The following is a 13,080-nucleotide window of genomic DNA, read 5'->3' on the forward strand; positions in this document are numbered from 1 at the left end:
ATGGACGCTCAAACACACAGTGCAAAGAAGCTGATCACCGGGTTTATCCTGGCACTGATCCTCACCCTCATTCCCTTTGCCGCCGTCTGGACCATGGCGTTTCCTGTTGGCGTTATCTTCGGCATCATCGCCCTATGTGCGGTCGTGCAGGTGGGTGTGCACCTTTATTACTTCCTCGGCATCAACAGCAAAGCACCAACCGAGAAGGTTCTTGCCATTTGCTTTGCCGGTATCCTGATCTTCCTGATGGTGGGCGGAACCCTCTGGATCATGTTCGATCTGTATGAACGGATGATGTGACGACCTCTTTGACGCGCCGAGGCCGCTCGGCGGAGAAGCTGACGAGGTTATTTATGAAGTCGTCAGTTGCCCGCTCCCACGAAAAGGTTTTGGCGTGGGCAATACAATCCTTTGATTTCATTGTTAAGGCCCGCTGGATCGCAACTGCCAAATTCTCATGCGTGGCCCCAACCGGCGCATCGCCAATAATGTCTTTGGGGCCAGTCACCGGATAAGCTGCAACCGGAACACCACAGGCCATGGCCTCCAGATTGACAAGGCCGAAGGTGTCGGTTTTGGAGGGAAAGACCATCACATTTGCCCCGCAATAGGCCTCAATCAGATCATCCCCGGTCTTGGGTCCGGCAAACACCGCGTCAGGAAAACGCTTTGAAAGCGAGGCAAGTTCCGGCCCGTCGCCCACCAGAACCTTGGTTCCCGGCAGGTCCAGCTTCAGGAAGGCAGGCAGATTTTTCTCAGGAGCAATGCGCCCAACATACAGCATGACCGGCTTCGGCAGATGGTCAAACACGGTGGAGGGAATGGGGCGGAACCGGCTGAGTTCAACCCCGCGCTGCCAGCGCACGACCGGTCTGATGCCGATGCTGCGTGCGGTCTCCATCATGGTGTCGGTGGTCACCATGGTGTGGGCTGCTTGATCATGGAAGGTAATCAGGTAATTGTTCAGCCAGCCCACTGGCAACCCGGTCCGCATGGCGGCATACTCGGGGAACTTGGAAAGCCATGAGCTGGTAAAGCGCCGGTTGTTGAGGCGGCAGTATTTGCGTGCCGCCCACCCCAGCGGTCCTTCTGTCATGACATGCAGAGCGTCTGGGTTCAGCTCAGTCAGCAGTTTGGAGAGTTTGCGATAGGGAAACAGCGCCAGTTTGATATCCGGATAGGTGGGCAGCGGAACCTGTTTGAACTGGTCCGGGGTGATGAGGCAAACCTCATGGCCCAACGCGGATAACTCGCGGCGAGTGATTTCCAGAACGCGGACCACACCGTTAATCTGCGGGTGCCACGCATCAGAGACAATAACGATTTTCATCTGCCCGCCCCGCCGGATTTACCAGAAAGACAGACAAGGGATTTTGCTCGTATCGCAACGATCAGAATATTTGCGCGCAATATCAGTCACTTCCTCAAGCAATCGGTCACTTAGTGTGATGGGCTTAAGCCCCATTTCGAGAAACTGGTAATTGGCAACCATTAGCTCATTTTCCGCAGCCTCTTTTCGGGGGTTTTCCAGATAAGCGATATCAACGCCAGTCATTTTGGAAACCATGGCTGCCAGATCCCTAACCCTGTGCACCTCCGTCATCTGGTTGAGGATCTTTACACGTACCCCACGCTCGGGCGGATTGTCCACCGCAAGCTTGATGCAGCGGACCGTATCCTGAATATGGATGAAGGCGCGCATCTGCCCGCCTGTTCCATGAACTGTCAGCGGATACCCAATCGCGCTTTGCATGAGAAAGCGGTTAAGTACGGTGCCGTAGTCGCCGTCATAGTCGAACCGGTTGATGAGACGCTCGTCCATGGAGGTCTGCTCGGTTTGTGTGCCCCAGACAATGCCTTGATGCAGGTCTGTGATCCGTAATCCATAGTTCTTGGCGTAGAACTGGAAGAACAACTGATCCTGCGACTTGGTCATGTGATAGATCGAGCCGGGGCTGGTTGGATATAGGATTTCCTGCTCGCGCATCTCCCCATTCACATCCGTGAATACCCGAAGGTAGCCCTCTGGGATTTCGCAGCCTACGGTGCCGTATCCATACACACCCATGGTTCCCAAATGCACCAGATGGATGTCCTGTTCCGATTCCACAATCGCGGAAAGCACGTCGTTGGTGGCGTTCAGGTTGTTAGAGACTGTGTAGCGCCGATGCCGCGAGGACTTCATGGAATACGGGGCGGCGCGCTGCTCGGCAAAGTGGACGATCGCATCCGGCTTTTCCTCTATCAGCAGCTGCAAAAAACGGTCGTAATCCACGCCAAGTGTCAGATCTGCGAACCGGATGGTATTTCCGGTCAGTTCCTTCCAGGTCGCCAATCGCTCGCTGACGGGCTTGATAGGCGTAAGAGAGGATACCTCAAGTTCGACGTCGATTTTGCGGCGAGACAGATTGTCGACAATAATGACATCATGCCCAAGGCTTGATAACAAAAGACTTGTGGGCCAACCACAAAAACCGTCGCCGCCCAGCACCATAACTTTACCCACGAAATCGCCTTTCCCGCCGCCTCACATTTTTTCGAGTGAGTAGCACCCAATTGGTACAGACTGATGAACCTATCGTTGCCTGCACGTAAAAGGTGCAAAAGAAGTGATCAGATTCTGCATTAAGAACCCAAACCTTTTCAGGTGGTCACAATGCGCAGTCCAAACACATGTAGATAAGCACGTGCGCGAACAGGCTTCATCTCCATAAAATCAAGGGCAAAGGCCGTTGAATATGTGAAGCGCAACCTCGCGCGCGTAATATTAGTGCCGCATCTCCATAGCTTTGGCTTCGTTGCTTCAATTCGCCCGGCAGTTTACTTGCGCCGGAGACGATATCGTTAAGCGGCTAAGTAACGGCAGCTTCCTAACAAATTCTTACAAGCCGCCTTTGTGGGACGCAGGGTCACACTGGGTTTTTATGGGGCGGCGGGATTCCGACCCGCTTAGGTTGGTCCGCTGGAATTGAGCAATCTATGGGATATACTTGGGTTTTCTCAGCAATCGCGGACTGTACTTCCTGAAAAAACACCTACTAATATATCAGATATTTCAGTGGTTCTGATTGGGAGAGGGACACCAATGAAAGTCAAACTGATTTCGCTGCTGGGCGCTGCTGCGCTTTCTCTATCATGTGCGTCTGCGATGGCTGCAGAAACAATTCGTGTGACATTACAACTGCCTGAGAGCCATAGCCTGGGGCAGAACTGGAATGCCTTTAAAGAAATCATTGAAGAGAAGTCAGGCGGAGAGCTCAATCTTCAGCTGTTCCCGTCCGCGCAGCTGTTTAAGGATAGCGAAGTACCGGAAGCGGTGGGCTCTGGCGCGGTTGAAGCAGGTTCAGCATTCCTTGGTCGCTTTGCCGGGTCGGTGCCGGCGGTTGAAATCGTCAACCTGCCTTTCTTCTTCCGTGATGAAGACCACCTGCGTGCCGCGACGGCCAATGGCTCCCCAATGCGTGAGATCCTCGACAAAGCAATGCTGGAAGAAACCGGTGCCCGTGTTTTGTGGTGGCAGGCCTATGGCCGCAACATTTACCTGAACAACGGCGACCCCATCAGAACCCCCGAGGACATTGAGGGCAAGAAAGTGCGCACCTATGGCAAAGTGCTGGGCTGGACCGTGGAAGCTCTGGGCGGCGCACCGACCCTGATGTCCGGATCCAAGCAGTTCCTCGCCTATCAGCAGGGCGCAGTTGATGTGGGTATGACAGGCACATCCGGTGTGACCAGCCGCAAACTATATGAAGTGATGGACAACATGACACTGTCCTACGACTTCGCGATTGAGTTTGTTGCGGTGATCAACAACGACTTCTTCGAAAGCCTTTCGGAAGAAAACCAGCAAATCATTCTGGATGCAGCTGCAATTGTCGAAAAACAGCTACGTGATGAGGTCTATTCCGGTGAAGATGCTCTGGTGGAGAGCGTCAAGGACAAGATCAACGTGGTTCGCCTGAGCGATGCAGAACGGGCCCAGTGGGCAAAAGCAACTGAATCTGTGCAGGAGCGTTTCGTTGAAGCAGCTGGCCCGGTTGCACAGCAAGCCATTGATGCAGCCAAGGGCATGTAAGGTCTGGGGTAGGCCCGCCTGCCCTGTTCTGCGATCTTGATTTGGGAAGGGAACCTGGCGGCTCCTTTCCTATACGCTCTTTTACAAATTCATTTGGTGCTCAGCTGTGATTAAGCTTATTGACCATATCTCCGAATTCTCCGGCAAACTGGCTGCCTGGCTCTTCTTCGCGATTGGCTTCTTTATTTGTTACGAGGTCATCGCGCGGTACCTCTTCAACAGCCCCACCGTGTGGGTGGATGAAGTCTCGCGCATCGGCCAGATCTGGGCCGCCTATCTTGCTGCAGCCTTTGCGCTTAAGCACCGTGAGATGATTGTGATTGATGTAGCCTTCCGCCGCCCCGATACCCTGCTGCGCAAGGTGGTGGAGACGTTTGCCCTTACGATGATTCTGCTCTTCTGCATCACGGCGCTCTGGTATGGCTACGGGCTCTGGCTCAAGTCCCTGCTGCGCGGCCATACAACCGATACCTACCTTGCCCTGCCCAAGTGGTTCACACATGCCTCGGTCTGGGTTGGTTTTGCCTTGCTCGGCCTGCAGGCGGTGGCCGAGGCGGTCAAGATCTGGCGCAATGGGGTGCCAGCAGATGACACACTTGAACACGAGATCTAGGGGCGGATATGACTGCGTTTTTCATTCTCGCAGCGCTGCTGCTGCTTTTAGTTCTGCGGGTTCCGGTAGCGTTCGCCCTCGGCTCGCTGGGGGTGTTTCTGCTTTGGTACTTCCCGCTGCCGTTGAATGCGGTACCGCAGCGCCTTTATGGCACCATGGATAGTTTTGAGCTGCTGGCGGTGCCCATGTTCCTGCTCATGTCCAACGTGCTGCTCAAAGGCGGTGTGGGCAAGGATCTGTTTGCCGCCGTGCAAAGTTGGGTTGGTCACTGGCCCGGCGGGCTTGGCGTGGCAACTATCCTGTCCTGCGGGCTGTTTTCCGCCGTGTCCGGTTCGTCTGTGGCGACGGCGGCGACCATTGCAACGGTCGCGATCCCTGAAATGACAGCGCGCGGTTACGACCGACCGTTTGTACTGGGTATGTTGGCGGCGGGTGGCACGCTGGGTATTCTCATCCCCCCTTCGATCCCGCTGATCCTTTATGGCATTGTCACGGAAACGTCGATCCCGAAACTGTTCATGGCAGGCATCGGGCCGGGCCTGTTTCTTGCCAGCATCTTCATCATCTACGGCATGATCTATTCCCGCTTTAACAGCAATTACCAACGTATCGAGAAAGCGAGCTGGGCAGAACGCCGACGGGCGACCTTCATGGCACTGCCAACCCTCTTGCTGGCTGCCTGTATCATCGGTTCCATCTACATGGGCATTGCAACCCCTTCTGAAAGCGCGGGCATCGGCTTTGTACTGGCGCTGGTGATCACATTTGCTATGGGACGCATGAATTGGGAGAAGATGAAGGAGGCCACCTACAAGTCCATGAAGACCACCAGTATGGTGTTCCTCATCATCGCAGGGGCAAAGGTGTTTTCCTACGCAATCACGCTGTACCGCTTGCCGCAGGATATCTCCACACTACTCACGACCAATATCTCCGAGCCGGGCCTGTTCATTCTGGCGGTGGGACTGGTTCTGCTGATCGTTGGGTTCTTCCTGGAATCGCTAAGTATGTTGCTGATTATGGTGCCGGTTCTGTTTCCGGCGCTGGGGGGAATGTTCATTGATCCCATCTGGTTTGGCATCTTCTTTGTGGTGCTCATTGAAACCGCCCTGATCACACCACCTGTGGGGATGAACCTTTTTATTATTCAGGCTGTTGGCAAGGCAAAACTGTCAGAGGTTGCCAGAGGTGCATGGCCGTTTGCGCTCATGATGCTAGCCACAGCTGTCCTCCTTTACTTTTGGCAAGGGCTTGCGCTGTATATCCCCTATAACACCTAGTAATGAGGCGCGAAGACATGTCAAAGGCCCAGGTTCTTAAAGCTCTCTTTGAAAGCGGTAAACTGAATGTCACCCCGTGCTGCTGGGATGCACTTTCCGCACGCCTTATCGAGCAGGCGGGCTTTCCGCTTGCCTTCATGAGCGGCTTTGGTGTGTCTGCAACGCGCCTCGGTCAACCGGATGCTGGCCTGATCTCCTATGCCGAGATGGTGGATCAGGCGCGAAACATCGCCAGTGCCACGACAATTCCAGTCATCGGTGACGGTGATACTGGTTACGGCAATGCGCTCAACGTCAAGCGTACGGTGAAGGGCTATGCCGATGCTGGTATGGCGTGCGTTATGATTGAAGATCAGGTGGCTCCCAAACGTTGCGGACACACACGCGGCAAACACGTGGTGGAACGTGAGGAAGCGTTCATGCGTATCCGCGCGGCTGTGGATGCCAGAAATGAAGGTGCCGATATCCTCATTCTTGCCCGCACTGATGCCCGGCATGAGCACGGGTTGGATGAAGCCATCGACCGTGCCAAAACCTTCCGCGAAATAGGTGCCGACATGACCTTCGTGGAAGCCCCGCGCTCCGTGGAGGAGATGAAGCACTACTGTGATGAAGTGGACGGTCCCAAGATGGCAAATATGCTGGAAGGTGGTCTGACGCCATACCTTCCACCATCAGAACTCCAGGCACTTGGCTACGCCATTTCCACCTACCCGTTCACTGGCCTTATGGGTATGATTAAAGCCCAGCAAGAAGCTTTGGCCCAGATGAAAGAAGGCCTTGTCCCCACACCCGCCATGAGCTTTGAGGACCTGCAAAAGGCTGTCGGGTTTGATACCTACTATGAGGCCGAGGAGCGCTACAGGCATTGAGGCCCCTCCCTCACAGAAGCCACCTTGTATCGAGTGCTCAATTGATGAGCAAGACGCGCGATAAGGTGGTCAGATAGATGCGTGCTTTGTGCTCGGGGTGGATGGTCGCCGGACTTATAGCCCCCGAATTTTTGGCCATCGGCAAATGCCGTTACAATCGAATGGACCGAAATTTACGATTACGTTCTGATTGTCTATTGTCCCTGCACCGGTTCCGCCAATGAAGACATCTCTTGCGTGGAGCTCCAACGATCCACCAGTCCCATCGCTACAGGTCAGTACAACTGGGTTTGGCGCAGGCCTGCCCTCGCAGGTCCGTCCACGGTTACTTGTTAAGGTGATATTGTAGGCAGTGATCTGGCCGTTAAAGGTTTCCGACCCGTCTTCTGTTTGTCCGGTAACTTGGGAAACAGCATCAGCAGCAATGGCTGCGCAACCTGCCAGAAGAACTCCAATAATTCCTAGTTTAACGTGCTTAAGTGCAGTCATTAAATCGCTAACTCTTTTTTGTTCTTGTTATTCTCCAGCTAGTAATTTTGTTTATGACTTAAGGTCAAGTTCTATCCCCACCGATACTGGATACCTGCTTACGTGGTTAACAAGCATTGATGGCGGTTCTTAAAACTTCGCTCTGGTGAAGCAACGCAAGACAGGTACGCGAATGTCTGGGCACTTAGACTGTGATGAACTTGAGGGGAGCAGCAGCACGACCGTGCTTGCCGCTACTCTCTGTTTTCCTTCCGGTCCTTATTGGTGGGGCAAGAGGCGAAGATACGGTTTACCTCAGCCTAGGCTGGTACCTTTTCCCCTTCCCGCAATGTGAGCACTTCAAATCCGTCCGCCGTCACCAGAACCGTATGCTCCCATTGGGCGGAGAATTTTTTGTCCAGTGTCACAACGGTCCAGCCGTCTTCCTTGGTCACAGTATACTCGGTACCTGCATTGAGCATGGGCTCGATGGTGAAGGTCATGCCTTCCTTCAGCAGCGTGCCCGTGCCGCGTTTACCGAAGTGCAGGACAGAAGGGCCTTCGTGCATATCTCGTCCGATGCCATGGCCGCAAAAGTCGCGCACAACCGAGTAGCCCGCCTTTTCGGCAAGCTGCTGGATCGCCGAGCCCACATCGCCCAGTCTGGCGCCCGGACGCACTTGCTTGATACCGGCCCACATGGCCTTGTAGGTGGTCTTGACCAGTTTTTGTGTTTTGCGGGAGGCGCCGGGCATCACAAATGTCGTGCTGGAATCTGCGATGAAGCCATCCTTTTCCAGTGTAATGTCCACGTTGATGATATCGGAGGCGGTCAGCTTACGGTTCTTGTCGGGAATGCCGTGGCAAACCACCTCGTTGATGGATGTATTGAGCGCAAACTTATAGCCATACTGGCCTTTACTCGCCGGGCGCGCCTTCAGCTCGTTGACGATGTAATCCTCAACGCGGTCGTTGATTTCCAGCGTAGAGACACCCGGTTTCACCACATCTTCCAGCATCTGAAAAACCTGCGCCAGAAGTTTGCCGGATTGGCGCATCAGTGCGATTTCATCGGCGTTCTTGATGATAATCGCGCTCATGTCCTGATCACCTCAGGCGGCGTGACGTTGCACGCTTCCAGTTGTTGTTGGATCAGCTGCGCGTAAGTCAGTGTCGGGTTCAGCTCGGCCAGCATGCCGATCTTCATCCAGAACTCGGCCTGCGCGTTGATGGAGCGAGACATAACGGTGCTCGCCTTTCTGATTTCCTCGTGCAGGTCATCAGAGATTTTGACAATACCCATGGAGAGGTTCCTTATACGATTAATATACATATCGTATACGAATCGCATAAAGGCAAGCGCGCAATTCTCACAGGGGAGAGGCGCTGTGGGTACTTAAGCCCGGTTATTCCTTCAAATCATAAATGACGGTGTGCTGCCGATAATCCTGCTGGTACTCGCGCTTGTGGTCGTTCACCGTATCCAGGAACCCTTTCCAATCCAAATGCGGAGCGCCGGTCATATCGGCGAGCTGACCGAAATATTCGAAGACGCGGTTGTGGTACTCTTCCAAATCGGCGGGGTTCTTTTGCAAAACACAGGTTCCGGTGGCAACGTCCTGTTTAATCTGCTCGATTGAAGGTAGCTTCAGCTCTCCGCTCAGGACTTTCGCGCAAAAAATGCTTTGCAGATGGATGCTGGCAAAGTGCACGGTAAACCTCGGCAAGCCAAGGAAGATCAGGGTCGGGTCTGATGGGTAGAACATGTTCAGATAAAGCGGACCGATCGCTTTTCCGTTCAGCTGGACGTCATTGATCGCGCCATTCAAAAACGGGAAGTTATAGATGTATCCGGTGCACAGGATGATGGCATCTACATCCTCAAGCACCTGGCCATCCTGCAAGTGGATTGTGTGCCCCTCAATGCGTGCTGGGCGGGCGTGTTGGCTGATGTTGTGACCTTCTCCGTAAAGCCCCTCACGCACATAACATTTGTGTCCATTGGGGGGGAACGTACCGCAGATGTAAACTTCGCTGGCATGGGGGCTCAGGTCTAGCGAGATATCCTCGGAGGACACACAGGCCCCAATCAGCGCTACCCGCTTGCCTTCAAATCGGTTCGGCCTGCGATAGGATTGGGAGTGTGTTACGGGACCTTCAAAACTCTCCAGTCCATCAATCTCGGGTATGTAGGGGTAACTGTCTTTACCCGACGCCACAAGAACGTGGCTGAAGATCTGTTCTCCATGATTGGTGGAAATACGCCACCCACCATCTGCCTTCTCCACGTGCTTTACGGGCGTACTAAAGTGTATGAGCGGGAGGATCTCGGCTCGTCTGGCGGTATCGCCAATGTAATTGAGAATATCGGCGCGGTCGGGAAACAGTTGCAACTGCTCTGGCAGCTTATAATCGCTGATCTGCATGGCACGTTTGGGCAGATTGGCGCGCAGTTTGGGGTACATGGCGGAGTAAACATGTAGGCTTTGCGGATCGCGTACGTCCACCGGTCTGTCAGGGAGCGCCTCATACGCCCATTGCCCACCCAGACAATCGCGTGCTTCAAATACCGTGGGAGAAAGACCGCTGCGTTTCAGATCAATTGCCGCTGTCAGGCCGGTGGGGCCCGCCCCGATGATTGCGATGTTTGGAGCCATGTAACCTACTGCCATAGTTCAAGTTCTCGGTACTATGGCGGGTGCGGGTTAACTGCTGGTTGGACGGTTCATTAGGATGCAACATGACTGATTTGCGTTAAATGCAAAAAAGGGAGAGCAGATGCCCTCCCTTTTCAGCTGCTTGTAGGCGCGCGGGCTACATGGCGCCAACAAGCCACAGTGAGAACCACGGGAATGCAATCAGCAGTGCGAGGCGTACAAGGTCGGACACCCAGAACGGGAACACGCCCCTGAAGATGGTGGAGAGTTTCACGTCCTGTAGCACATTACGCAGCACGAAGACGTTGAGTCCTACGGGTGGAGATATGAGGCTGATCTCGGTCACAACCACCACAATCACAGCAAACCAGATGAGAACCGCTTCCGGGTCGCTTAGGGCCTGCGTACCAAAGTCCAGCTCCAGAATGAGCGGGTAGAACACTGGCACGGTCAGCAGGATCATGGAGAGGCTTTCCAGAACACAGCCCAGCACGATGTAAATGAGCACGATGCCCAGGATCACCAGATAGGCGTTCAGCTCCAGCTCCAGCACCCATTCGGCCAGCGTGTCCGGCAGACCGGCGAAGTTGACGAAGTTGGAGAAGATCTCTGCACCAATGATGATCATGAAAATCATCGCTGTGGTACGCGCGCTTTCCAGCATGGCGTGAAAGAGGTTTTTCACGGTCATACCGCCCAGTACCAGCGCAATCAGAAAGGAGGTACCCGCGCCAATTCCCGCAGCTTCTGTCGGGGTGAAGAACCCGCCATAGATTCCTACCATGATCACCGCAAACAGGCCGAGCACAGCGATAACGCCGATCTTTTCCTTCTGCGTGAAGGGTTCGGTGCCTTCAGCCTTGGGAGCAAGAGACGGGTTGATCAAGGTGGCGACGTAAATTGCGCCGATGTAAAGCAAGAGTCCCAAAATGCCCGGAAGAACGCCCGCGATGAACAGCTTGCCAATGTCGGATTCAGTCAACAATCCGTAGATGATCATCACAACGGAAGGCGGGATCAGGATGCCCAGTGTTCCGCCAGCTGCAATGGAGCCGGACGCGAGGCTGTCCGAATAACCGTATTTGCGCATGGATGGCATGGCGACCTTGGACATGGTCGCTGCTGTTGCGAGCGAAGACCCGCAGACCGCAGAAAAGCCACCGCAAGCCACGACCGAGGCCATGGCAAGGCCCCCACGCGCGCCGCCCAGCAGGCGGTTCGCAGCTGCGTAAAGGCCACGGCTGACGCCGGAGATGGTGAGCAGGTTGCCCATGAGGATAAACAGCGGGATCACGGAGAGTGAATAGGACAGGCTGGTATCAAAACCGACTGTGCTGACAACGGACCATGTGGCGTTCCAACCACGCATCATCGCAAAGCCAAAGGCCCCCACAAGGATCATAGCAAACGCAATGGGTACGCGCAGAAAGATGAGGAAGAGCAGAGCTGCAAAGCCGAGAAGGGACTCAAACATAACTTAAAAACCTCGGCGGAATGCGTTTTTAAACAGAACAAGTGTGTAGCCAGCGCTCATGAGCGCGGAAACGGCGGCGATCCAACCAAGCGGATAAAGCGGAATGTCCAGAGCGTTGGTGACAGAGCCGTCTTCCATCATCCGCTCGGCATGAGCGGCCAGCCGCCACGACAGGACCAGCAGCACAAGTGTGGAAATGAAGCCGGAGATGGCCGTCATGAGGGACTGCATGACCGGAGGAACGAGACCGTAGATCATGTCCACTTCAACATGTTCCCGGCGTGAGGTTGTGAGTGGTAGCGCGGCAAATACCAGCGCGCCAAGCATAAGCTGGGTGACCTCAAACGCACCGCGCACCGGCGCGTTGAACCAGTAACGGCCAACCACATCAACGACTGTAAGGCCAGTCAGACCCGCGAGGAGTAACGCGCAACATATTCCAAGGCCAAGCTCCATGAGCCTGACGAGGGAGCGCACCCGCGATGCGCCCCCGGATTTGTTGTTAGACCCGATCAATTTCCAACGCCTGTAGAGGTGCGGAACTTGTCGAGTACAGCGGCACCGTCAAAGCCGTCTTCTGCAATCGCTTCTGCCCATGTGGTTTCATAGACAGCAGCTTTTTCCTTGATGGCCGCAACCATTTCCGGAGAAGCATCATAGATTTCAATGCCAGCTTTGTTGATGCGCTCGATTGCTTTGTCGTCCGCAGCATTCCAGGCCTTTCCTACGCGCTCTGCAAACGCATCGCCGGAGATCGCCATGATCGCAGCCTGATCTTCAGCGGAGATCTCATCCCACTTTCCTTCGTTCATGACGAGGAACCATGTGGTGTTGTAGATGCCACCCGGAACGCGCATGGAGTACTTGACGTGATCCAGTAGGTTGAATGCGGTCAGCGCCTCATAGGTGAAGGTCACACCATCAATGATGCCACGCGACAAGGTCTCGTAAACTTCACCCGATGGCATGAACAGCGGGGATGCGCCAAGGTCACTGGCAAGGTCTGCAATGTATCCACCCGGAACGCGGATCTTCAGGCCGTTAATGTCGGCAGGGGTGTTCAGTTTGCGTACGTTGTTATGGAAAACGCCCGGACCATGAACAAAGAGACCAAGCAGCTTGGTGCCCTTGTGTTCGGCCTGTGCATCCAGGTCGTTGGCATAGACATCCCAGAACGCTTTGGAACCTGACACCGCATCATCTCCGAGGAAGGAGAACTGGCCGATACGGGAGCGCTCAAAACGGTTGTCTTTGGTGAAGGAGTGTAGACCGTAGGTGATGTCGACAACACCGTCGGCAGCCATGTCATAGTGGGCAGGCGGAGCACCGGCAGGCTTGGCTAGAACGCGCACGGACACGCGGCCATCGGTGACCTTCTTGACATCGCGGGCCCATGGCTTGATGGCGTTGACTACAATCGGGTGGCGTGGTGGCAGCCAGCTGGAGAGAACCAGCTTGGTTTCAGCGTAAGCAGCACTTGCAAAAGCAGTTGGTGCCAGCATGGCAGCTGTTGCCATACCCAGCAACGTGCGACGAGCAATTTTCGTCTTTAAGAAATTCATGGCTCCCTCCCTTAAGATGCCAGTAAAATCAAATGTCTTGGAGTGAAGAGCGGGAACCTCCCAGTCCCCGTTCTTCCGG

At 54.6% G+C, this 13,080-nt stretch carries 14 protein-coding genes; 5 read left to right on the forward strand and 9 right to left on the reverse strand.

Annotation, left to right across the window (positions count from 1 at the left end):
- The gene (cyoD, locus tag IE076_RS17520; protein ID WP_189438088.1) at positions 1 to 300 is read left to right on the forward strand and encodes a cytochrome o ubiquinol oxidase subunit IV; all 300 of its coding nucleotides are present in this window, start codon (positions 1 to 3) and stop codon (positions 298 to 300) included.
- On the opposite strand, the gene IE076_RS17525 is transcribed toward cyoD, so the two are convergent.
- Both IE076_RS17525 and IE076_RS17530 read right to left on the reverse strand, forming a co-directional pair.
- Positions 269 to 1,330: a glycosyltransferase family 4 protein gene (locus tag IE076_RS17525; RefSeq protein ID WP_189438089.1), complete on the reverse strand. Its 1,062-nt coding sequence runs from the start codon at positions 1,328 to 1,330 to the stop codon at positions 269 to 271. The genes cyoD and IE076_RS17525 overlap by 32 nt on opposite strands.
- Positions 1,331 to 1,348: 18 nt before the next feature.
- Positions 1,349 to 2,494 (reverse strand): NAD-dependent epimerase/dehydratase family protein, encoded by a 1,146-nt coding sequence (locus IE076_RS17530; protein WP_189438245.1) that lies wholly within the window; start codon positions 2,492 to 2,494, stop codon positions 1,349 to 1,351.
- Positions 2,495 to 3,085: 591 nt separating this feature from the next.
- On the opposite strand from IE076_RS17530, the gene IE076_RS17535 reads away from it, so the two are divergent.
- The 4 genes from IE076_RS17535 (at position 3,086) to IE076_RS17550 (ending at position 6,840) form a co-directional block, all read left to right on the forward strand.
- Positions 3,086 to 4,075 carry a TRAP transporter substrate-binding protein gene (locus IE076_RS17535; RefSeq protein ID WP_189438090.1) on the forward strand — a complete coding sequence of 330 codons (990 nt, stop codon included), beginning with the start codon at positions 3,086 to 3,088 and terminating at the stop codon, positions 4,073 to 4,075.
- Positions 4,076 to 4,181: 106 nt separating this feature from the next.
- Positions 4,182 to 4,688: a TRAP transporter small permease gene (locus tag IE076_RS17540; RefSeq protein ID WP_189438091.1), complete on the forward strand. Its 507-nt coding sequence runs from the start codon at positions 4,182 to 4,184 to the stop codon at positions 4,686 to 4,688.
- Between the two features lie 8 nt (positions 4,689 to 4,696).
- Positions 4,697 to 5,968, forward strand: coding sequence for a TRAP transporter large permease (locus IE076_RS17545; protein WP_189438092.1), 1,272 nt, complete (start codon positions 4,697 to 4,699; stop codon positions 5,966 to 5,968).
- Between the two features lie 17 nt (positions 5,969 to 5,985).
- A complete protein-coding gene (locus tag IE076_RS17550; protein WP_189438093.1) occupies positions 5,986 to 6,840 on the forward strand; it encodes an isocitrate lyase/PEP mutase family protein in 855 nt (284 codons plus the stop codon).
- A 114-nt stretch (positions 6,841 to 6,954) separates the two neighbouring features.
- Here IE076_RS17550 and IE076_RS17555 read toward each other — a convergent pair whose 3' ends face one another.
- The 7 genes from IE076_RS17555 to IE076_RS17585 form a co-directional block, all read right to left on the reverse strand.
- Positions 6,955 to 7,329 carry a hypothetical protein gene (locus tag IE076_RS17555; RefSeq protein WP_189438094.1) on the reverse strand — a complete coding sequence of 125 codons (375 nt, stop codon included), beginning with the start codon at positions 7,327 to 7,329 and terminating at the stop codon, positions 6,955 to 6,957.
- A 299-nt stretch (positions 7,330 to 7,628) separates the two neighbouring features.
- Positions 7,629 to 8,408: a type I methionyl aminopeptidase gene (gene map / locus IE076_RS17560; RefSeq protein WP_189438095.1), complete on the reverse strand. Its 780-nt coding sequence runs from the start codon at positions 8,406 to 8,408 to the stop codon at positions 7,629 to 7,631.
- Positions 8,405 to 8,611, reverse strand: coding sequence for a ParD-like family protein (locus tag IE076_RS17565; RefSeq protein WP_054667136.1), 207 nt, complete (start codon positions 8,609 to 8,611; stop codon positions 8,405 to 8,407). Before IE076_RS17565 ends, map begins: the two co-directional genes overlap by 4 nt.
- Before the next feature lie 103 nt (positions 8,612 to 8,714).
- On the reverse strand, positions 8,715 to 9,980 hold the full coding sequence (locus tag IE076_RS17570; RefSeq protein ID WP_209009218.1) for an NAD(P)-binding domain-containing protein: 1,266 nt from the start codon (positions 9,978 to 9,980) through the stop codon (positions 8,715 to 8,717).
- Positions 9,981 to 10,122: 142 nt separating this feature from the next.
- Positions 10,123 to 11,439 (reverse strand): TRAP transporter large permease, encoded by a 1,317-nt coding sequence (locus tag IE076_RS17575; protein ID WP_189438096.1) that lies wholly within the window; start codon positions 11,437 to 11,439, stop codon positions 10,123 to 10,125.
- Between the two features lie 3 nt (positions 11,440 to 11,442).
- Positions 11,443 to 11,955, reverse strand: coding sequence for a TRAP transporter small permease (locus tag IE076_RS17580; protein WP_209009219.1), 513 nt, complete (start codon positions 11,953 to 11,955; stop codon positions 11,443 to 11,445).
- Positions 11,952 to 13,001 carry a TRAP transporter substrate-binding protein gene (locus IE076_RS17585; RefSeq protein ID WP_189438097.1) on the reverse strand — a complete coding sequence of 350 codons (1,050 nt, stop codon included), beginning with the start codon at positions 12,999 to 13,001 and terminating at the stop codon, positions 11,952 to 11,954. Before IE076_RS17585 ends, IE076_RS17580 begins: the two co-directional genes overlap by 4 nt.
- Positions 13,002 to 13,080 lie beyond the last annotated feature (79 nt).

This window comes from Pseudovibrio japonicus, from assembly GCF_014651595.1.
Classification (GTDB): domain Bacteria; phylum Pseudomonadota; class Alphaproteobacteria; order Rhizobiales; family Stappiaceae; genus Pseudovibrio; species Pseudovibrio japonicus.

Coding starts and splice junctions, on each gene's coding strand:
- IE076_RS17575 (WP_189438096.1), bottom strand. CDS start 11,439: ATGTTTGAGTCCCTTCTCGGCTTTGCAGCTCTGCTCTTCCTCATCTTT.
- IE076_RS17550 (WP_189438093.1), top strand. CDS start 5,986: ATGTCAAAGGCCCAGGTTCTTAAAGCTCTCTTTGAAAGCGGTAAACTG.
- map (WP_189438095.1), bottom strand. CDS start 8,408: ATGAGCGCGATTATCATCAAGAACGCCGATGAAATCGCACTGATGCGC.
- IE076_RS17525 (WP_189438089.1), bottom strand. CDS start 1,330: ATGAAAATCGTTATTGTCTCTGATGCGTGGCACCCGCAGATTAACGGT.
- IE076_RS17565 (WP_054667136.1), bottom strand. CDS start 8,611: ATGGGTATTGTCAAAATCTCTGATGACCTGCACGAGGAAATCAGAAAG.
- IE076_RS17535 (WP_189438090.1), top strand. CDS start 3,086: ATGAAAGTCAAACTGATTTCGCTGCTGGGCGCTGCTGCGCTTTCTCTA.
- IE076_RS17530 (WP_189438245.1), bottom strand. CDS start 2,494: ATGGTGCTGGGCGGCGACGGTTTTTGTGGTTGGCCCACAAGTCTTTTG.
- cyoD (WP_189438088.1), top strand. CDS start 1: ATGGACGCTCAAACACACAGTGCAAAGAAGCTGATCACCGGGTTTATC.
- IE076_RS17545 (WP_189438092.1), top strand. CDS start 4,697: ATGACTGCGTTTTTCATTCTCGCAGCGCTGCTGCTGCTTTTAGTTCTG.
- IE076_RS17555 (WP_189438094.1), bottom strand. CDS start 7,329: ATGACTGCACTTAAGCACGTTAAACTAGGAATTATTGGAGTTCTTCTG.
- IE076_RS17585 (WP_189438097.1), bottom strand. CDS start 13,001: ATGAATTTCTTAAAGACGAAAATTGCTCGTCGCACGTTGCTGGGTATG.
- IE076_RS17570 (WP_209009218.1), bottom strand. CDS start 9,980: ATGGCAGTAGGTTACATGGCTCCAAACATCGCAATCATCGGGGCGGGC.